This window comes from Streptomyces sp. NPDC026575, assembly GCF_055567415.1.
In genome coordinates this window covers 16206-35833 of the sequence record NZ_JBVHQM010000030.1, presented here as the reverse complement: position 1 = coordinate 35833, position 19628 = coordinate 16206, and the positions used below count along the sequence as shown (strand labels likewise).

General features: G+C 68.3%; 15 protein-coding genes and 2 pseudogenes. 6 read left to right on the top strand and 11 right to left on the bottom strand.

Annotated features, from left to right (window positions below):
- Positions 1-87: 87 nt before the first annotated feature.
- Positions 88-480, bottom strand: coding sequence for a hypothetical protein (locus tag ACZ4NB_RS31875; RefSeq protein WP_467666521.1), 393 nt, complete (start codon positions 478-480; stop codon positions 88-90).
- Between the two features lie 2 nt (positions 481-482).
- Positions 483-3863 (bottom strand): CHAT domain-containing tetratricopeptide repeat protein, encoded by a 3381-nt coding sequence (locus ACZ4NB_RS31870; protein ID WP_467666520.1) that lies wholly within the window; start codon positions 3861-3863, stop codon positions 483-485.
- 632 nt (positions 3864-4495) lie between these two features.
- On the opposite strand from ACZ4NB_RS31870, the pseudogene ACZ4NB_RS31865 reads away from it, so the two are divergent.
- Positions 4496-5262: pseudogene (locus ACZ4NB_RS31865) on the top strand (transposase).
- A gap of 1667 nt (positions 5263-6929) precedes the next feature.
- Here the strand turns inward: ACZ4NB_RS31865 and ACZ4NB_RS31860 are convergent.
- Entirely contained in the window at positions 6930-7223 is a 294-nt protein-coding gene (locus ACZ4NB_RS31860) for a DUF1330 domain-containing protein (protein WP_467666519.1), read from the bottom strand.
- A 189-nt stretch (positions 7224-7412) separates the two neighbouring features.
- Between ACZ4NB_RS31860 and ACZ4NB_RS31855 the strand changes: the two genes are divergently transcribed.
- Together ACZ4NB_RS31855 and ACZ4NB_RS31850 are read left to right on the top strand one after the other, a co-directional pair.
- Complete coding sequence (locus ACZ4NB_RS31855; RefSeq protein ID WP_467666518.1) at positions 7413-7895, top strand: winged helix-turn-helix transcriptional regulator; 483 nt, start codon at positions 7413-7415, stop codon at positions 7893-7895.
- A gap of 35 nt (positions 7896-7930) precedes the next feature.
- Positions 7931-8368, top strand: coding sequence for a hypothetical protein (locus ACZ4NB_RS31850; RefSeq protein WP_467666517.1), 438 nt, complete (start codon positions 7931-7933; stop codon positions 8366-8368).
- 40 nt (positions 8369-8408) lie between these two features.
- Here ACZ4NB_RS31850 and ACZ4NB_RS31845 read toward each other — a convergent pair whose 3' ends face one another.
- The 4 genes from ACZ4NB_RS31845 to ACZ4NB_RS31830 form a co-directional block, all read right to left on the bottom strand.
- Positions 8409-8762 (bottom strand): hypothetical protein, encoded by a 354-nt coding sequence (locus ACZ4NB_RS31845; protein WP_467666516.1) that lies wholly within the window; start codon positions 8760-8762, stop codon positions 8409-8411.
- 539 nt (positions 8763-9301) lie between these two features.
- Positions 9302-10426, bottom strand: a complete 1125-nt coding sequence (locus ACZ4NB_RS31840) for an alkene reductase (protein ID WP_467666515.1) — start codon at positions 10424-10426, stop codon at positions 9302-9304.
- A gap of 303 nt (positions 10427-10729) precedes the next feature.
- Positions 10730-12592: an asparagine synthase (glutamine-hydrolyzing) gene (asnB, locus tag ACZ4NB_RS31835; protein ID WP_467666514.1), complete on the bottom strand. Its 1863-nt coding sequence runs from the start codon at positions 12590-12592 to the stop codon at positions 10730-10732.
- Between the two features lie 229 nt (positions 12593-12821).
- Entirely contained in the window at positions 12822-13262 is a 441-nt protein-coding gene (locus ACZ4NB_RS31830; protein WP_467666513.1) for a nuclear transport factor 2 family protein, read from the bottom strand.
- Positions 13263-13388: 126 nt separating this feature from the next.
- Here ACZ4NB_RS31830 and ACZ4NB_RS31825 point away from each other — a divergent pair.
- A pseudogene (locus ACZ4NB_RS31825) lies at positions 13389-13625 on the top strand (PadR family transcriptional regulator); the annotation flags it as partial.
- A gap of 174 nt (positions 13626-13799) precedes the next feature.
- Here the strand turns inward: ACZ4NB_RS31825 and ACZ4NB_RS31820 are convergent.
- The gene (locus ACZ4NB_RS31820) at positions 13800-14201 is read right to left on the bottom strand and encodes a winged helix-turn-helix transcriptional regulator (RefSeq protein ID WP_467666512.1); all 402 of its coding nucleotides are present in this window, start codon (positions 14199-14201) and stop codon (positions 13800-13802) included.
- 64 nt (positions 14202-14265) lie between these two features.
- On the opposite strand from ACZ4NB_RS31820, the gene ACZ4NB_RS31815 reads away from it, so the two are divergent.
- Positions 14266-15021, top strand: coding sequence for an NADPH-dependent F420 reductase (locus ACZ4NB_RS31815; protein WP_467666511.1), 756 nt, complete (start codon positions 14266-14268; stop codon positions 15019-15021).
- Between the two features lie 78 nt (positions 15022-15099).
- Here ACZ4NB_RS31815 and ACZ4NB_RS31810 read toward each other — a convergent pair whose 3' ends face one another.
- The 3 genes from ACZ4NB_RS31810 to ACZ4NB_RS31800 all read right to left on the bottom strand — a co-directional run bounded on the left by ACZ4NB_RS31810 (position 15100) and on the right by ACZ4NB_RS31800 (position 18287).
- Complete coding sequence (locus ACZ4NB_RS31810; RefSeq protein ID WP_467666510.1) at positions 15100-15999, bottom strand: zinc metalloprotease; 900 nt, start codon at positions 15997-15999, stop codon at positions 15100-15102.
- 234 nt (positions 16000-16233) lie between these two features.
- Positions 16234-17052: a hypothetical protein gene (locus ACZ4NB_RS31805; RefSeq protein WP_467666509.1), complete on the bottom strand. Its 819-nt coding sequence runs from the start codon at positions 17050-17052 to the stop codon at positions 16234-16236.
- Positions 17053-17627: 575 nt separating this feature from the next.
- Positions 17628-18287, bottom strand: coding sequence for a TetR/AcrR family transcriptional regulator (locus tag ACZ4NB_RS31800; protein WP_467666508.1), 660 nt, complete (start codon positions 18285-18287; stop codon positions 17628-17630).
- 187 nt (positions 18288-18474) lie between these two features.
- On the opposite strand from ACZ4NB_RS31800, the gene ACZ4NB_RS31795 reads away from it, so the two are divergent.
- Positions 18475-19593, top strand: a complete 1119-nt coding sequence (locus tag ACZ4NB_RS31795) for a serine hydrolase domain-containing protein (protein ID WP_467666507.1) — start codon at positions 18475-18477, stop codon at positions 19591-19593.
- Positions 19594-19628: the final 35 nt, after the last annotated feature.

The window sequence follows — 19628 nt, the reverse complement described above, 5'->3', positions numbered from 1 at the left end:
CGGCGAACCAGGTGTCCAGGTCGGGGAGCCCGTCGCAGCGAGGGCACTTCGCGGCCAGCGTCCGGTTCCCCGAGAGCCTCCCGACAATTACGAGTGCAGGGGCTCGTCGTGCTCCTCTGGGTGGTCGAGCTGAGCGGTATTCAGGGTCTCGGTGACAACAATGTGGATGACCTGTTCGAGGTCGGCGCGGCTCATGGCCAGGGCCGTTCCGTCTGCGGTGTCCAGCCGGCTCGTCACGTCACGCTCCACGGCATCGGGCTCTGGCGCGTGACCGCGGGGCTTCAGATCGTTGTAAATCTGCCAGGTCAGGCTCGCAACGCTCACGACGAGGGAAGCGAGCGAGACGACGTCAACGTACTGGTCCGGGCGTCTGGTGGCGCCTCCCTGCAGGGCTTCCTCTACGTCATACGTTAGGCCGGGGTAGCGGTCCCGCAGGCGCCTCGCGGCGACCCGGGCCCCCCGGATCGTCGTAACATCCATGGTCACTCCTCTTCGAACGATGGTGGTGCGAGGTCCTCGACGTGGCGACGCACAGTGGGCGGCAACGGATCTCCTGTGACGGATCGCCAGACCTCCTCCAGAGGCCCGATCCCCAACACGTCGGCCAGCCGCACGAGATGTACGGGCGCCGGCCCGGAATCCGGGTGCGGGAAGTCGTCGAAGAGAGTCACGGCCCGCACCGTCCATGCCAGCGCTTCGCGCAGCTGACCGCGTCTTTCGGTCAGGAGACCGAGTGCCCCGTAGGTGTGGGCCATGCCCTGCAGGTCAGCGAGGGCTTCCCTGATGATGAGCGCCTTTTGGTACCCGATTTCGGCTGCTTCCAGCTCTCCCCGGTGCGCTGCGACGACGCCGAGGTGGTGGTAGGTACGGGCCATGCCGGGCTGGTCGCCGAGGTGCGTTTGGATGGTGAGGGCCTCGTAGTACCAGTCTTCGGCCTCGTCGAGGTCGTCCCGGGCACGGGCGAGCATTCCCAGCTGATGGTAGGCAGCGGCCATGCCCGGCCGGTCGCCCAGGTCCTTCTCGAGCCAGAGGACCTCGCGGAACAAGTTTTCGGCCTCCTCTACACGGCCTTGCTCGTGAACCAGCTGACCCAGCTGATGACAGGTGAGGGCCATGCCCGACCGGTCACTGAGGGCTATTTCGATCTTGAGGGCGTCGCGATACCACTCTTCGGCCTCGTCGAGCGCGCCTGCGCCGTGAGCGATGACGCCCAGCTGGTGGCAGCAGACGGCGAGATCCGAATCCCGACGGGGAGACGCGGGTTGGTGAGTCAACCTCTCACGGAGCTCGAGGTACGTGTCTTCGGCTTGGTCGAGCTGGCTGGCCATGATCTGCCGGCCGGTGTGGGAGCCGACTGCGAATCGCCACAGCCCACCGGCAGGGGTGTCCAGGTCGAGCGAGGTGCCATCGCCTGCGTCGAGGGCACCAAGGACACGGTCGGTCCAGGCCCGTGCTTCCTCGGTGAGTCCCTGGAGCTCGCAGTACGTCGCCAGCGGTGCGACGAGCGCCTGGGCCGCCTCCCATTGTTCGTGGTCGAGGGCGTGGCCGAGGAGTGCGCCCATGGTCCGCCGCTGGTGGCCGAGGAGGGCGACGGCGAGCTCGGCCTTTCCTGCGCGGATGTGCCTGTGGAACCAGGCGCCGAACCCGCCGTAGGCCATCAGCAGCGCGTGGGTGGCTGCGGGGCGTGTGCCGGGTTCCTCGGCGCGCCAGCGGGCGCCCAGGTAGGAGGGAAGGGCGGGGTGGACGCGATAGAGACTCGCACCCCAGCCGTTCGCCAGGCCCGCCCGCTCCACCTTCACCAGCAGCCCCACCCGGGCCGCCCGTGCCAGCAGCTCGTCCCAGTCCTGTGCCGTGCGTCCGCGGAAGCGTTCGGGGACCTCCGGCTCGTCCGAGAACAACCCCAGCACCAGACAGGAGGCGACGTCGTGGACAAGGGCGAGGACGACGAGTGCGCGCTGGTCCGCGGACGGAAGGCAGTTGAAGGAGTAGCCGATGCTCGCGGACAGGGAGAGGGTCCGGCCGCCCCTGTCGGGGCCGGGGAGGGGGGCGGACCCCTGGAGGCCGTTGAGGAGTGCGCGGGGTTCGGTGGTGTCCAGGTGGGGCAGGACCAGGCGCATGCTGAGCGGGTGGCCGTCCAGCCACTGCAGGAGCTCCCCGAAGTCCCGTGTCTCCCGGCGTCGGTGGGCGAGGGGGTAGCGGGCAAGGATCTTGTCGGCGTACTGATGTGCCTCTTCGGGCTCCAGTCCGGGCACCGCGACCCGGCACACGTCCCCCAACCAGTCCTCCTCGGTGCGGCTGGTGACGATGACCGCACTGCGGCCGCCTGCGGCGACACGCCCGAGGAACTCGCGCAGTTCGTCCCGCTCATGGTCGGTCAGCGGCGGGGTGGCCTGGGCAGGGTCGGGCATCGAGTGCGCGGACTCGATGTTGTCCAGGATCAGCAGCAGCTGACGGGTCCGCATGGCGTCCTCGACGGCGATCCGGCGCCCATCGGGGTTCAACTTCGCGAAGTCGGTGCCGATCGACTGCAGCCCGATGGCATTGATCACCCCGTCGAGACCGGATGTGGCAACGCCGGGTTCGAAGGAGTGCCAGATCACGCCGTCGGGATCGTCCACAGAGTCGGTGTCGCGGACCCATCGCCCGAATGCTTTCGCGAGTTCAGTCTTGCCGACACCGGCAGGCCCGTGGAGGACGACGACACGTTCCAGTCGGGTGGCGGTTTCCAGGGTGTGGAACAGGGTGTCGCGCCCGACGAACTCGTGCTCCGCCGACATGTCCTCGTCCCCGCCCCGGGACTCGCCGGTCTCGCGAGCGGGACTGCGGGTGCGGAGGTTCGGGAAACGTGCCTCGCCGCGGGCGTACAGGACGGGAACCATCCAGTCGGCCAGCGGCACCGGCCCCCTCGGGGAGGGCCTGCCGTTGGCGCTCGCGAGTTGCGCGCGCCCCGCCGTGACGGCCTCCGCGACACTGCCCCCGGAGAGCAGGCGTTCGTAGAACGCCGTCATGAACTCTGCGGCCGCGACAGCGTAGACGCTGTAGGCCATCGCCACGACGGCTGTGGTGCCCTCCTTGAGCAGCCGGGTGGCGACGGCGGCTTCCACCCGGGAACCCACCACCGCAGATTGGCAGGCGTTGAGGACGACCATGGACACTTGCGCCTGCCCGAGGACCCGGGCTATCTGACCAGCGGTTACCAGATGCTGGCCGCCGGCGACACCTTCGAACACGAGCATGCCCTCGGGGTCGGGACCATCTCCGGAGTCGCTGCGGCCCGCGACACCTGCATCGGGGGCCTCACCGAAGACGCCGTGGCCGTCGAAGTGCACGATCTGGAAGGGCTCACCGGCGTCGCGAGCCTCGCTGAGGACTTCCTCGAGGCGCCGCAGCGTGGGCGGACGCAGCACGACCAAGTCGACTGTGCCACGGACGGCCTCCAGGCACCGCAACAGCGGCCGGGCAATCATCCGGTAGGCCACGTCGTTCGGCCCGGCCGGCCGGGAGATCACCATCAGGACTCGCAGGCGTGAGCCGGAAGCTCGTCTCGCTTCGACGGTGGCGGGAAGACTGCGCAGGATCGCCACTTTGTCCAGCGCGACCGGAGTGGGCCTGGCGGGGTCGGCCATGAGCTCCCAGGGCAGCCCCAGCGGTCCGGCTGCCGCGGAGGTGATCACGATTTCGAGTGGCCCGCCTCGGGCCCGGGCCCGAACGTAGGCGTCACGGGCCGGACCGACGCCGAATGCGGCCGCGAAGATCTTGGCGCCCCACTGCGGCAGCCGAGCTTCCACTTCTCGTCCGCGGTCGGTGTAGACACCGAAAGGGGTGTGCAGGTACTGCTCCAGGTACCAGCGCAGCTCTTCCAAGTCGTGCTCGTCCAGAGGCCATGCGAACGGAGCCGACGGGGCGACTTCCGTTGAGTTCGGCTCCCCCGCCGGCCACTCCCGCACCGCAACCCGACCGTCACCGTCCAGATCGATCAGCAGACGCCCCGCCACAAGCCGCCCCCAGAGACCAGGAGTGACCCCCAAGGCACCCCATACCGAGCTAAAGAATAGACATCAGGCTGCCCAACTGTCCGGGAAACGGGACCGTAAGATCGCGTCCTACGTGCCTCGCCGGGTCTGTAACTGATCGTTTCAGAATGAGATCGGCGTGTCGGCCGGAGTCGGTGATCTTCGTTGGCAGAGTCTGCGGGGGATCTGAGGATCTTGTCCCTGATGACCCGTGGAAGCGCATAGCCCGATCCGACGGGCCTCAGGAAGTCAGGGGGCGCACACACCACGGCGTCCTAACCCATTTCCTTCAACTGCATGGCCAGCGCCACCACTGGCTGGACTTCTCCACGTGACCCGATCGTGGACAACAGAAAACGCATCTCGCTCCCGTCTCGCGCCAGACCCCCGGCGCGCGGGAAGCGATTTTCGCCCCTTATGGGGGCCTTGTGGCAAGGCCCCCTGTCCGCTATATGTTTAAAATGGCAACAGCCGATCTTGGTGTGACTGGTGTGATCACGGCGTTGGAGCCGTCCTGGATAGCCCCGTTCACCGGGATAAGCCCGCGGTGCTTCGCCAAGTTGGTGACCTCAATGCAGCGCGAGCAAGCGACCGACGTGCGTCGCGGACGGCCGTGGAGCCTGTCACTGGAGGACCGCATCCTGTTGGTCGCAGCGTACGGCGCACGAACTTGACGATGCGCCAACTGGCACCGCTCTTCGGGATCTCCAAGTCGGCCGCCGATCGAATCATCGATCACCTCGGGCCGATGCTCGCCGTGCAACCACGCAGGCGGTTCCGTAAGGACACCCTCCTCATCGTCGACGGCACGCTGGTACCCACTCGGGACCACACCGTCGCTGAGCAGTCGAAGAACTACCGCTATTCCACAGCCCACCAGGTCGTCATCGACGCCGACACCTGTCTGGTCGTGGTGGTCGGCCGGCCCGTACCGGGCAACCGACACGACTCGCGTGGCTGGGAAGAGTCCGGCGCCAAGGCCGCCGTCGGCAACACGATGACCATCGCCGACGGCCGCTATCAGGGCACCGGACTGGTCATTCCGCACCGCCGCCGCAAGGACGAAGAACTCCCGGACTGGAAAGTGGAACACAATCGGTCCCACAAGCAGGTTCGCGCCCGCGTCGAACACGCCTTCGCCCGGATGAAGACCTGGAAGATCCTTCGTGACTGCCGCCTGAAAGGCGACGGCGTGCACACCGCCATGCTCGGCATCGCCCGGCTGCACAACCTTGCCCTCACGGGGTGACCCCCGCCCCATACGAGGCCGAAGAGACCCAAGGCAGGCGGCTCGCCACCTCCCCGGATCGGGAATGCTCCCGAAAACCTTTCGACACCGCCCGAGACCAACCGGCAACACACCTCTGGCCTGGGCAAATACGCCCCGCCTCACAGATGCGCTCAAGTTACTGGAGAATAGCCAGCCACAGACTACGGGAGCAATGCGTGGGAGGCGGGATCAACGGCAATGACGTCGATGCGGGGAGGATCTGATCGACATTGTCGCCTCGGAGACCGCCACAGATCACCCTGCAAGTTCAGCGGTATCCAGCCTCGTCGCCCGACGGTATCCGCCATCCGCTAATCGGCGTCGGGGCCCTCATTGGAAGCGGGGACCTCGATCGCGACGGGCATGCAAGCATCTCCCGCCAGCATGACGCTTCTCTTGCGCCACCCCAGCACGTCACCCTCAGCCGTTGTGTCTTCGACGACATTCCCTGGACACCGAACAAAACTCAGGACAGACGTTTACATCGGGGCCAACTGTAAAGGTCGAGCCTGCTCAACCGCTCAGACATGCGAGGCTGCCCGCTCCCCGATTCAAGGCGTGAGACCATGGAATTGACATGCCATCACTTTTATCTGACGAACCGTCAGCTAAGTCAGCATTGAGCCAGCATGCACCCTGCCAGAGATGGTGACAGGTGGCGACACATGCACATGCGTCAATCCGCCCTGCACCACCTCTGACCTGCATAGATGCTGGCCAACCCGCTACTCCCGCAACCTTGCCCCAAACCCGGCACCAATGGAAGCCGAAGAGGCACCGCGCTCAGCACATAGCCAGACCGCCGTGCCCACGCACGTTCAGCGGTTCCCGGCCCCTCCCCACGCCTCGCTGATCCTCATCACGCGCCGGCGACCAGACTCCAGGGCCCTTCTTGGCGCTGCCGCCGCCATGGCCTGGCAATCAGGTAGCTGACGCCAAGTTCCGGACCATGCACGGACCGACGCTCCACAGACGGCCACTACAGCAGCCTTTACAGCAGGCCAGCACCACTATGAGCGCTGTACCACCAGCAGACGAAGAACCTGCTGGTGAGCCACTCGCCGAAGAAGCTGGGGTTCTTCTAGGTCCGCGAGAAAAGGCGCCTGAACTGGGCTTTTGCCCGTCAGGCGCCTTTCGCTCGGGCTACTCAGAGCGGAGACCGGTTTGCGTCATAACGGCCAAAATGTCGAGGAACGCGAGAGTCGAGTTGCCTCGGCCGATGCCGAGCATGGCCCGCGCCCAGACCGCCGCGGCCCCCTGGCAACGTCCTGCGCACCGCCGCCCATCTGGCCGCCGACCACGGCCCCTTCGACTACCTCGAAGGACGCTTCACCCGAGCCCTGATCCGCACCACCCTGTCCCGCCTGTGCCGCCCGGAGACACGGTCCGCTTCTCCAACATCGCGACCTCTAACCCGTACGCCGCCCTGATGACCCGCATCGGCCGCTGGAACCACGTGGAACGCACCCCCGCCGACATCGAGGCCGACGTCCGAGCCGCAGCGCCGCCGGGAAGGAACCGTCGCCGGACCGGACATCACCGCCGATGCCACCGGCCTGACGCTTTTCGCGACGGTGTGGCGCGCTGACGAGCCAGGGTGATCCCCGCAGCCGGCATCGTGTTCCTCCCCGACGCGGCATCGGTCGTCAGTCGAGGCCTTCGACGATGCGGAAGTCGCGCTCGACGGCGTCAGCAAGTACGGCCAGCGCCTCCTGGTAGGCCGCACTCTCGCGTGCGGCGACCGCCTGTTCGAAGCTGTCGAACTCGATCAGGACGGTGCGCTCGGCGATTCCGGCGTCGTGTGCGACGACCCGGCTGCCGAGGGAGAGCGTCCGCCCGCCCGCGGCCTCGATGGCTGGACCGGTCAGCTTGTCGTAGGCAGCCACCTTCTCGGGGTCTGCGATGGTGCGGTAGACGCTGACCCAGTAGCCCTTGGCCACGGTACCTCCTGTGTTCGGAATTGATGATCAGAAGCATGCTCAGATCCATGGCCGGCGCGCTGTGGGTCAGCGAGCCGACGGAGACGGCGTCGAAGTCGGACGGCTTCGATCAACCGGCTGGGGCTGCGATCGGATTGGTCTCGGGTGAGCGCCGGCGGGCGAGGACGAGCCAGATTTCCGAAGCGGTCGATGATGCTAGCGTGTCGGAATTCGAAGCGTCAATCCTGGAGGGCTGGACATCCCGACATGGCAACACCCAGACCTGGCAATCCTGTTCGCGGCTCGACCACCGGCCGCCCCCTCATGGCCGCACTCGATCTGTTCGGGCGGCGGTGGAGTCTGCGCATCCTGTGGGAGCTTCGCGCGGGTCCGCTTGGATTCCGCCCCTTGCAGAAGCGGTGCGACGACATGTCCTCCAGCGTGATGCGGCAGCGCCTGACCGAACTGCTGGATGCCCAGGTGATTCACCAACTACCGGACAGCCGCTACGAGCTCACCCCGCTGGGACAGGAGGTGCTCCACACCCTGGACCCCCTCGCCCGCTGGGCGGAACGCTGGGCGGCCACGATCGACCCGCAAGGGACGGACCACACCGGCGACCAGTCCGCCAGCCACGTCTCACATCCGGGCACCGTGGGCGACGGGACGCCGAAGAGGGACTCCGCGGACTGACGCCCCGCCCCGCCCCGCCTCGGATCGGAGGCGGGGTGGGACCGTCGGGTGGCGAAATCGCCCCCGAACTCGTGCTCTTCACCACCTGGAACGCCCTGCGCGAGTACACCGAACACGATCCGGTGGGCCGTGACCTGCGGCCCTTCGTCAACCTGATCGATGAGCACGGGCCAGATGCCATCCTCCAAGCCGTCGACCGGCTCGTCCCTGAGACCGCATCCCAGGCCATCTTCTCCACCGCGCACAAGGCCAAGGGCCGCGAATGGGCCCGGGGGCGCATCGCCTGCGACGTCACCCCGCCTGCCGAAACCGACGAGGTCAACGCCCAGGGCCTGCCTCTTCCCAAGCCCGTTGACGAGGCGGAGGCTCGCCTGGCCTACGGGGCCGTCACACGAGCCCGCCACCACCTCGATGCCACTGGGTTGGCGTGGATCAACAAACATCCCGACAATCCAGAAATGGCGGTGTCCTGAGGCGACGTCACTGCTCGTGGGGCATGACGTCGGCCGCGTTTCAGCAGCCGCCGACCGCAGTCCTCATGGGCGTTGAGATCCAGGCAGCGCGGCACAAGTAGACGCTGAGCGCACGGTCGGCATCGCGAAGTCTGTGAACGAGCGGGGTCATCGACTCTCGCGCTTCGCAGGGATCCGCAGCCCGGAGCAACCGCGTCGCGATCTGCAGAACCGCGCCCGTTGCCAGGGAGGCGGTCGGCGGCGCGGTGCAGGGCTTGGAGGTGTTCTTCTTCCCGGCGGTGTCGAGCAGGGGCTGGGCCTGCGCGGTGCGGGAAGCATGCTCGGCGTCGAGCACGGCGGCCAGGCACGATGTGCCTGCGTACGGGCGGGCTTCGGGCCAGGTCCGGAAGATCATGGCGACCGTCGCGCGCAGATCGGCGAAGTAGTAGGCGACAGGGACCGACGCCCCCGCGCAAGTCGGTCGCCGAGGACCTCGGGGTCAACACCGAGACGCTGCGCAACTGGATCCGCGCCGCTGACGGACGCCGCCCCGGCGCCCACTCGTTGAACCGCTGCGAGTTCGTTGAGGACCACCAGCGCCGCTACGGCCGCAGGCGTGACCAGGAGCATGAGCGCCGTCGGGAGCTCGGCGGCCTCTTCAACGAGCCGTCAACTGCACTTCCCCAAGTCGCATAACCCTGTGTCCAGACTCCGGGGTCAAGGTCCCTGCGGTCACCTTCAAGTCCGCCGCCACACGCGAATTCGGCGCCCCGCTGCGCACGTCGGAATGATGCGTGCCCGCTCGGCGAGACGGGGCTCTACCGCCCCATCCACCCAGCGCGACAACTCAGCTAACTCATGGCCGGACAGCCTGACTTCAACGGCACGAGGGCCCCGAGGCATGAAAACAGGCTACGGACTTGAGCCCGCGATTTCTGGCGCATCACACCGGCCTCAAGCCGTCCGGAGGAAGGGGTAGTCGGTGTAGCCCTCGGCACCCTGTGTGTAGAACAGTTCCGGCCGCAGCTCGTTCTCGGGATGCCCGCCCTGCCAGCGCTCGACCAGGTCGGGGTTGGCTATCAGGGCCCGGCCCACGACCACGGCGTCGGCGTGGTCGGCCTCGATCCGCTGCATCGCCTCCTCACGGGTGGTCTGCCGAAGGAAGGCGCTGTTGACGATCAGCTTGCCGTCGAAGCGCTGTCGCAGCTCCTGCACCAGCTCGCCGCCCGGCTCTCTGTGCAGGACGGACAGGTAGGCCAGGCCCAGCGGGCGCAGCTGGTCCACCAGGGTGCCGTAGGTGGCCAGGACGTCATCCCGGTCGGTCTCGAAGACACCCTGGCGGAGGATCTCGGAGGTCATCTCCGGCGAGATCCGCAGCCCGACCCGCTCGGCACCCACGGCCTCGGCGACCGCCGTGGCCACCTCGACGACGAAGCGAGCCCGGTTCTCGGGGGAGCCGCCGTACTCATCGGTGCGCTGGTTGGCCCCCGGGTAGAGGAACTGGTGCAGCAGGTAGCCGTTGGCGCCGTGGAGTTCCACGCCGTCCGCTCCCGCCTCGACGGCCCGGCGGGCCGCTGCGACGAAGCACTCCAGGGCCTCCCGGATCTCGGCGGTGGTCATCGCTTCCGGCACGGGGAAGGGCTGCTCGCCCTTCTCCGTGAACGGAGTGTTGGCGTCGATGGCGATCGCGCTGGGGGCGAGGATGCGGCGGCCGCCGTTGATGTCGGGGTGTGTGGCGCGGCCGGCGTGCTGGATCTGCATGACGATGTGACAGCCCTCGGCGTGCACCGCCTCGAACACCTTCTGCCAGCCGGCCGCCTGCTCGTCGGTGGCGATGCCCGGCCCGCCGACCCATCCCTGCGACGCATGGTCGGGGAAGGTGCCCTCGGTGATGATCATTCCGACGCTCGCCCGCTGCCGGTAGTACTCGACCATCAGGTCCCCGGGGATGCCGGAGGAACCGGCCCGCACCCGGGTCAGCGGTGCCATGACGATGCGGTTGGCGAGCGTCATCTTCCCGAGGGAGACCGGGGAGAAAAGCGATGGAGCAGGCGAGAGTTCAGATGTGCTGACAGACATGGGTCTCCTTGCGGGATTCGGCGGATATCGGGATGAAGGTCATCCGTCCCTCCGTTGGAGCGGGTCGCGCGCACTTCGCGCAGCAGGATCGGTGCGAAGACCAGGAAAAGGGCGATGACGGGCAGGTTGATCAGGAAGACCGAGCCCCACCAGAACCGTTCGAGCAGGAATCCCCCGGTCGAGGGACTGGTCTCGCGCGGCTCACCGGGGCGGCCCAGGCTCACCGATGCCCAATTCGCCGTTCTGGAATGCGAGGTGGCCAAGGGTGCGCGTGCGTGGTCGGGTGCGCGTGCGTGGTGGGGTTCAGAGGCTGATTGCGGGCGCGGTCCTTCGCAGCCACAGGTCGAGCGAGAGGACGAGCTCGATGGCTGAGCGTCCGGTGTTCACGTGCTCGCCCTCGGGTGGGGAAACGGCGCGGCGGACGGCGTCCCGGTCGAGGAGCTGATGCACCGGGGCCGTGGAGTCGGAGACGACGTCCGCAAGGTTCCGGCGGAGTTCCGACATGTAGGCGGGGCTCTGCGTGACGGCGTAACTGGCCTTCTTGCGCTGGATGATGGCGTCGGGCACCAAGTCCCGCGCGGCCAGGCGGAGCAGGCTCTTCTCGCGCCCGTCGAAGCTCTTCATCGACCAGGGGATGTTGAACGCGTACTCCACGAGCCGGTGGTCGCAGAACGGCACGCGCACTTCGAGGCCGACGGCCATGCTCATCCTGTCCTTCCGGTCGAGCATCTCCGGAAGCCAGCGGGTGATGTGCATATGGCCGATCTCCCGCATTCTGCGTTCCAGGCGGCTTTCGCCCGGCAGCTTGGGCACCTCGGCCAGCGCTTCTTGGTAGGAGTTCTTGGCGTGCGCTTCCATGTCGAGGTCGGCCCGCAGCTCCGGCGAGAGCAGGGTGAGGCGACTGGTGGCGGGATCCGCCAGGCTGAAGGTTTCGAGGCCCGCCCACGGGAACTGCGCGGCGTTCACGGCCTCGGGCCGGTGGAACCACGGGTAACCGCCGAAGAATTCGTCGGCGCCCTCGCCGGAGAGGGCGACGGTCGACTTGCCCCGGATGGCTCGGAACAGCAGGTACAGGGAGGTGTCGAGATCGCCCCAGCCGGCCGGGACGTCGCGGGCGGCCGCGACGGCCGCACGGGTGCGCGGGTCCATTAGCTCGGCGTCATTCAGGACGAGGTCTGCATGGTCCGCGCCGACCTGGGCGGCGAGCAGCCGGGCGTACGGAGCGTCGGGCTCTCCGCGCAGTTCCGATGCCTCGAACTCCGCCTCGCTTTCGAAGTCCACAGCGAAGGACGGGATACGGGCGCCCTGCGCCTGCATCGCGCGGGCCGCGATGGACGTGATGAGACTGGAGTCCAGGCCGCCGGAGAGCAGGACGCACTGCGGTACGTCGGCGACGAGCTGCCTGCGGGTGGCGTCCTCCAGAAGGCCGCGGACCGTTGCGGCCGTGGCGTCCAGGCTGTCGGTGTGTTCCTGTGCGGTGAGCGACCAGTACCGGTGGACCCGGCTCCCGGTGTCACGAATGCGTACGAACGTGCCCGGTTCGACCTCGTGCAGATGTGCGTAAGGGGTCCTTCCTGGCGTCCTGGTCAGCGAGAAGATCTCGCGCAGGCCGTCGATGCCGACGTCGCGACGGACGTCAGGGTGCGCGAGGACGGCTTTGGGCTCGGAGCCGAACAGCGCGCCCGCCGGAGTCGGTTGCCAGTAGAGGGGCTTGACTCCGAGCCGGTCGCGCACCAGCAGCAGTTCTTCCTTCCGCCCGTCCCACAGGGCGAAGGCGAACATGCCGTTGAGACGTTCGACGAACGCGTCACCCCACTGTAGGTACGCGCACAGGACGACTTCGGTGTCGCTCCTCGTCTCGAAACGATGTCCCTGCTGTGTGAGCTCGGTGCGCAGTTCCTGAAAGTTGTAGATCTCGCCGCTGTACGAGAGCGCGACCGTGGCCGCGGCGCCGTGGCCGGCGACGTCGCGCCGCATGGGCTGATGGCCGCCGGGCAGATCGATGATCGCCAGGCGCCGGTGCCCCAGGAGGGCGTGCCGGCCCTGCCAGATGTCACCGGCGTCCGGCCCCCGGCAGCTCATCGTCTCGGTCATCGCGGCCACGGCCGTTCGGTCCGCCGCCCCGAGGTCCCGGTCGAATCGAACTAACCCGGCGACACCACACATGACTTGTCCTTCCGTAAGGCGAGTACTAGATCCTCAAGAGGATGTGGCCTGCACCGGCAACCGGGCAGGTGTGGATCCGAGCGTGGGCTCGGAGCTGAACAGGGTGCCGCGGTGACCGGTGTGGGACCGGGCCTCGTACGCCGGACCGGCCAGTCGTCGGCGCGCCCGGCGCCGCACCGGCCAGTCGTTGGCGTGCCCGGCGCCGCACCGGCCCGCGGCCGATCCCGCGCTACTGGGCGGCCGGCCCCGGCACGAGCCCCGCCTCCGCCAGCCCGGCGAGCACCGCCTCGCTCAGCGCCTGCGCGGCGGACAGCGGCCGGACAAAGACGCTGAACTCCTTGACCCGGCCGTCGTCCCCGAAGTGAAGCTGATCGATCCCGTGGATCTCCTCGCCGCCCACGGTGCCGCGGAAGACCAGCACCTCCGAGGGAGCCTCGGTGCCATCGGCGCTCGTCGCAGCGGCGCCGGTGTACTGGGCGACGTAACGGAAGTCCTCGAAGGTGCGCATCAGGACACCGAAGAGGCCGAGGATCGCCTGCTTGTCCTCAAGGGGCTTGGACTTCGCGAGGCTGTAGAGGCGCATGTCGTCGGCGAACAGGTCCTCCAGGGCCGCGAGGTCGCTCTGTTCGATGGCGACTCGGAAAGCCTCGGCGGTGGTCTTGGCGGTCACAGCTCATCCCCCAGGTACGGACGCGTACTACCCATGAATATGGCTACTCCCGTTGAGGAATATCATCACCGCAGGCTCCGGCAGCAGAAGATCGCAGGTTCCTGCAACAGCGGAGCAGGGTGGCCGATGGCGCTACGGCATGTGGTGCCGGCGGCGATGCTCGAAGGGGAGCTGAGCGGCTACGAGTTGGCGAAGTCCTCCGACCTCGGAGTGGCCGACTTCTGGCGCGCGCGGCCCCAGCAGGTCTATGCGGAGCCGACCCGGCTGGAGAAGGACGGGCTGATCGCCGGACGCGAAGTGCTCCAGGAGGCACGGCCCGACAAGCGGCTGTTCGAGGTGACGGATGCCGGTCTCGTGGAGCTGGTGAATCCGATACGCGCTGTGCGGCGGTCCCGGCAAAGCGTCGGGGTGCCCTGGTCGGCGCTCGCTGCCGAGGTGCGCCATCTGCGCCGAGGGGTAGCGCTCGCCCGCCGCGGCCCCGGCCGGTCCCCCTGATCGGTCGGGTTCGGGCTGCGCACGGGAACCACCGGACCGTCCTCAGGGGCGGCCGAAGCGGTCCTGGGCCGCCAGGACGGTGTCCGCGTGGGCCGCGGCCCACGCACCCAGCGCCCGGATCGGGGCGAGCAGGGCGGCGCCGGCCTCGGTGAGGGAGTAGTCGACGCGGGGCGGGGCCTCGGCGTAACGGCGGCGCTCCACCAGGCCGTTGTACTCCAGCCGCCGCAGTGCCTCGTTCAGCACTTTGGGGCTGATCCCGCCGATCCGGGCCAGCAGGGCGCGCGGCCGCATCGGGCCCCCCTCGCCGAGGACGAAGACCACCACGCTGTCCCAGCGGTTGGCCAGCACCTCGAAGGCGATCCGGGCCCGGCAGTCCGCCGCGAACGGATCCCCGCCCAGGTCGTCCGTCCCATCCGGCTCTCGCTGCTCTCCGAGCTCTCCCATGCGGACATCCTGCCCTGCCGATACCTACCGAGCGGTGCGCATCGGACCGCCTAGCGTCCCCGGCATGACATCCCACAACGCACACGATGCCCACGATGCACACCACGCACACGACGTGAACAGCACGATGACGAGCAGGCCGAGGCGCATCGGCATTCTCGGTACGGGCGCCATGGCCGCGGCACTGGGCGGGGCCTGGGTACGGGCCGGACACGAGGTCATCGTGGGTGGCCGGAACACCGCGGCAGCGGCCAGGATCACGGCCGGTATCGGTGCCGCCGGCAACGGCAGCCTGGCCGAGGCGGCGCGGTTCGGCGAGGCGGTACTGGTCGCCGTACCCGCGGACGTCGCACCGCAGGTGGCCAGTGAGCTGGCCCCGGCCCTCGCCGGACGGACCCTGCTCGACTGCACGGTGCCGATGGTCCCCGCCACCGACGGGCCCGCCCTGACCACGGCCGGCGGCACGGACTCTGTCGCCGCACGCCTCGCGGTCGCCGCACCGGAAGCCCACGTCGCCAAGGTCTTCGGCCTCCCGCACGAGAGCATCTGGACCCTGCCCCGGCCGGCCTTCGAGGGTGCGCCGCTGGCCGTACCCTTCTGCGCGGACGCCCCGCCCGCCGCCGCGCTGACGGCAGAGCTGATCGCGTCGATGGGCTGCACCCCGCTGCCCTGCGGCGGTCTGCGACGCGCGGCGCTGCTGGAGGCGGTCGCGGTCTTCGCGATCGGGGTGTGGTGGTCCGGCGGCGAGGCCCGCCACGCCTTCCCCGCCCCCGCGCTCGCCCCCGGCGCCGTCGACGACGACGAGCCCCGAGGACTCTGATGGGGCTCGTCGAATCCGACCACGGTTACGCGATCCGGCGCCTTGCTCGGCCGCTGTCCGGTCCGGGCTGCCTGCCCGTCAGCCACCGCCGTTGAAGGACGACCGGGCGCTGTCGAGGGTGGCCTCCATGCGGGCCACCTGGCCCTTGGTGAACATGAACATGGCCTTGTCGTCGGTGTAGTCCATGTAGTTGACGAACATGTCGCCGTGGGGCCCGTTGCTGCAGGACAGCCGAGGGAAGGTCGGCGTCTGGAAGTTGGGACCGCTGGAGTTCGGGGTGTCCGCGACGAGGTCGCTGCCATTGCAGCCGCCGTCGTCGTCGCCCCAGATGTGCAGCAGGTTGAGCCAGTGCCCCACCTCGTGGGTCGCCGTACGCCCGCCGTTGAAGGGAGCGGAGGCGGTGCCGGTCGTGCCGAAGAACCGGTGGCCGATGACCACCCCGTCGGTCTTCGCGGGACCACCCGGGAGCTGGGCATAGCCGAGTACCTCGTTGGGGTCCGCGGGGTCGAAGATGCGCGGACAGACCCAGAGGTTGAGGTAGCGGTCGGCGGGCCAGGCGTCGTGGCCGCCGCTCGACGCGCCCTTGACGGCGTTGGTGCGTATGTTGAATTTCGTGCTCTGGGTCTGTGTGCGGGTGATGCCGTCGGTGGGCTGTCCCTGCGGATCCAGCGTGGCGAGGTGGAACTCGATGCGGCTGTCGGCCACGAGCGGTTTCCAGACGTCCGGGACCCGGTCGATATCCGGATTGAGGGCCCGGAAGTCCTGGTTCAGCACGTCGATCTGGCTGGTGACCTGGTCCGCACCGATGTTCTCTGCGGCAGTGTGGAACACCACGTGCACAACGACCGGGATACGGGTCAGGCCGACCCGTGCCGTTGACTCGGCGCCGGTCTCATAGGCGAAGGCTTGATTCTCGATCTGGACACGGTTCGCGGCGTATGCCGGGTTCTCGGCCATCAGCAGGTGGTGTACCGGCATTGTCCCGCAACCTCGGCGCACGGGGGCGGTGGTCGCATCATTCTCAGACAATTGGCACCTCCAGGTTCGGCCGCTGGGCGCGGCTGCGGCCGGTGAGGCATTACCGAATTCCGGCGGGAAGCCAAGGCGACAGGAAGGCGACAGGAATGACCCCGGAAATGGGGACGAGGAATGGACTCGGTCCACTAAAAGGTTAGCATTTCTTGCGAATCGGGGCAAAAGATGCTCCCGCCGCTACCGGGTCAGGTACGCGCGGGCAAGGACGGTGAGAACACTGCGGGTCTTCGACATCTGAGGCGAGGGGGACGGGAGGCCCAGGTCCAGGAGGGCCCGTTCCAGCAGGGCCTGTGCGCCCGAGGCTTCCGCGGGATGCGCCCGGAGCGACAGCTCCAGGAATCGCAGGTCGGGGCCGACGCTCCAGAATTCCGCGGTGAGCGGGTGGATCAGATCGCGACGGGAGGGCTTCCATTTGACGGCCTGGACCGGGCCGAGCGGCACGACGTCCGCCAGTTCGTCGTCGGTGACCTCGACGCTCGCCAACAGCGCTTTCTGGTCTCGGGTCAGCCTGGGCCGACGCGAGTTCCCGGCGCCTCCGCCACCGTCCCCGTTCCCGACGGTGGGCCGGTCGAAGTCGTCTTCCACCTTCAGTGACGCCGCCCAGGCGCGGTTGCGGCCGGCCCAGTCCTCCTCGATCTTGAACTCCCAGTCCTTCCCGTCACGACTCGCCCGCCAGTCGGCAGGCAGTACGTCCGGGACGCACGGCCGCAGTTTCACGGTCAGGTCGTCCGCATCGCCCTTCTCGGACTTCCGTAGCCGAATGACAACTCCCGCCTCCGACAGGGGGAGACGGATATCGTCACCGTTCGTCCACGGTTTGTCCCAGAAGTAGATCGCGAGGCCCTTTCCGTCATCGGCCTCCAGCCCGAGTAACCGGCATGCGGACTCGGCCGCCTCGCCAGGAATCATGATCTTGACTTCGATATCGGCGTTCTTCAGTGCATCCGCCATATTCCCTTTATCGCACGGGGATACCCGGGGTGCATCCTTGCCCATTCGAGAAAAAGCACGGGCACGCCCGCCCCGGCGCGGGACCGGGACGGACGTCGGGGCAGGGCTGTCGATCGGCTTCGTGTGCACGGCGATGGCCTCCTCGATGGTGTCGTAGCTCAGTACGTGGCGGAGGGGGCGAAGGTCTCCTCCCGGACGACGTCGGTCTGTTCGTCGACGCGGACCGGCCACGCCGCATCAGCTTGCCGCCCTGCTCTGTTGCATCGACGCGTCGGCGACCGTCACCTCGGGGCACAGGACAGCCTTGATCTGGCCTCCTCCGCCGCTCTCCGTCCATGGTCATGACTCCATGGGCGTTCACCAGGTGCAGGACGGAGCGGGAGAGCCGGTCGAGCCGGGGTTATCGCCGACACTCCCGAGCCAGTCGGCTAAGGGCTGTCCCGTAATCCCTGGTGGATCAGCGGACGGCGTCAGATGCGGTGCATCGCAAGGCGGAGGGGCGTCCGGATACTGGGCGTATCCGGGCGTTCCGACAACGCGGCGAGGTGCCGTAGCTGTCGTCGTGCGCCCGCCAGGGATTGCGGGACAGCCCTTAGGTGTGCTGTCCGATGGGTCAGGTCCTAGCTCGGGCGGATTGCGGCCTCGATGTGGGCGAGTTGGGCAGCGAGGATCTCTTCGAACGCGGCGCGGCGGTCCGCCCCGAGGGGGCGAACGTCGCGGGCGAAGTGGGCCAGGGCCGGGAAGTGTGCGGGGTCGGCGCCGAGTACCGCGACGCGAAACAGCTCCATGCCCTGTTCGTGCTCTCCGGGCGTGACGGTACTGACCCCAGCTTCGGAGGCGATCAACGCGGCGATGAGGACCGCGATCCGGTGGTAGCGCGCCGGGATCTCCTCGTCGGGCAGCCCCGACGCGCGCAGAGCCTGCAGCACCTCTTCCATGACCAGCCGGGAACCGGTGCCGCTTGACGCGTAGCGTCCCCAGACCGCGGCGAGCTGGGGCTGCCGGCCGAATGCCTCCCTCACCCGCAGGGCAAGGGCCGTGATGCGCTGCTTCCAGTCGCCCTCGGGGCGGTGGCCGTCCATGGCAGCCAGGAGGATCCGGTCGGCGACCGCCCGCAGCAGTTCGGTCTTGCTGCGGAAGTGCCGGTAGAGGCTGGAGGAATCGGTCCCGAGCACCGCGGCGAGCTTGCGCACGCTGAACGAATCGGCGTCGCCCGTGCGCAGCAACTCCGCCGCCGCATCAAGGATCTCCTCGGTCGACCAGCGCCTTCTGCCTGCCATCTCACCCCTCTCGCCGAGGCTCAGTCTAACCTATGCACTTGGTGTTGCACGCACCGCGTGCATAATGAGTCGTGAGAGTGCCGAACGGCCCCGGCAGCAGGCGGGCCGGCGTGCCACTCGTGCCCTGTGACCCGGGTCAGGCGGCCGGCGTGCAGCTCGCCCCGGGGACTACGAAAGGACGCATGTCGTGAGGAACCCGCTGGATCCCGCGGAGCTGAACGCCGCCATGGAGAACGTCCACCGCGCCGGAATGCCGGGCCTGTTCGCCGAGGTGCGCGACGGCGACCAGGTCTGGCGCGGCGCCGCCGGGGTCGCCGATGTCGCCACCGGTCGCTGCGTCACCGCCGACATGCGGCACCGCGTCGGCAGCATCACCAAGACCTTCACCGCCGCCGCGGTTCTGCGGCTGGTCGAGAGTGGGCAGGTCGGTCTCGACACGCCGATCGGCCGGTACCTTCCGCGGCTGGTTCCCGGAGAGCGCGGTGACGCGATCACTGTCCGGATGCTGCTCAACCACACAAGTGGCTTCCCCGAGTACCTCCCGTACGCCTACGCCTCCCTCAGGGCGTACCCCGTCATCGCGGACACCCGACCCCAGAGCCTGGACGACCACCGGTTCACGCGGTTCGACCCCACCGAACTGATCGAGATGGGGGTCACCGCACCTGCCGTCGGCGCCCCGGGCGGTACACCGGGGGTGTACTCCAACACCAACTACCTGCTGCTCGGCCAACTCCTGGAGGAGGTGACCGGCACCACGGCCGAGCAGTACATCACCCGGAACGTCATCGAACGTGCCGGTCTCCGCGACACCGGATTTCCCTCCGGACTGTGCGTCGACGGGCCGCACTCGCAGATCTACGAGGCGTGGTTCGGCATGATCGACCCGCCGCGCGACTACAGCGTCTACGACATGTCATGGGTGGGGCCCACGGCCTCGTTGATATCGACCGTCACGGACCTCAACCGCTTCTTCGGCATGCTGCTGGCCGGCGAGATCGTCAGCCCGGCGTCGCTGGCGCAGATGCAACGCACCGTCCCCGTCGTCTCCCAAGAGGGAAAGACGATCGACTACGGACTCGGCCTGCACCCGATGGAGTCTCCAGGGCAGGGCACCTTCTGGGGCCACGGCGGCACGGTCTGGGGTGCTGGAGCACTAGCCATGATCCGTGCCGACGGCAAGCGGCAGATGGCCGTCGCGGTGAACCTGCAGAGGTGGAACAGGCTCGACTGCTTGGGCAAGCCGCAGCCCCATCCCATCGACGACGCGCTTGCGGCTCTGTACCGCGTAGCGATGTACGGCTGACCAGAACGGAAAGGGTCGCCTTGGCCGAACCGGCA

Coding starts and splice junctions, on each gene's coding strand:
- ACZ4NB_RS31845 (WP_467666516.1), bottom strand. CDS start 8,762: ATGATCTTCCGGACCTGGCCCGAAGCCCGCCCGTACGCAGGCACATCG.
- ACZ4NB_RS31815 (WP_467666511.1), top strand. CDS start 14,266: ATGACATCCCACAACGCACACGATGCCCACGATGCACACCACGCACAC.
- ACZ4NB_RS31820 (WP_467666512.1), bottom strand. CDS start 14,201: ATGGGAGAGCTCGGAGAGCAGCGAGAGCCGGATGGGACGGACGACCTG.
- ACZ4NB_RS31840 (WP_467666515.1), bottom strand. CDS start 10,426: ATGTCTGTCAGCACATCTGAACTCTCGCCTGCTCCATCGCTTTTCTCC.
- asnB (WP_467666514.1), bottom strand. CDS start 12,592: ATGTGTGGTGTCGCCGGGTTAGTTCGATTCGACCGGGACCTCGGGGCG.
- ACZ4NB_RS31810 (WP_467666510.1), bottom strand. CDS start 15,999: ATGCCGGTACACCACCTGCTGATGGCCGAGAACCCGGCATACGCCGCG.
- ACZ4NB_RS31800 (WP_467666508.1), bottom strand. CDS start 18,287: ATGGCAGGCAGAAGGCGCTGGTCGACCGAGGAGATCCTTGATGCGGCG.
- ACZ4NB_RS31855 (WP_467666518.1), top strand. CDS start 7,413: ATGATGCTAGCGTGTCGGAATTCGAAGCGTCAATCCTGGAGGGCTGGA.
- ACZ4NB_RS31875 (WP_467666521.1), bottom strand. CDS start 480: ATGGATGTTACGACGATCCGGGGGGCCCGGGTCGCCGCGAGGCGCCTG.
- ACZ4NB_RS31805 (WP_467666509.1), bottom strand. CDS start 17,052: ATGGGCAAGGATGCACCCCGGGTATCCCCGTGCGATAAAGGGAATATG.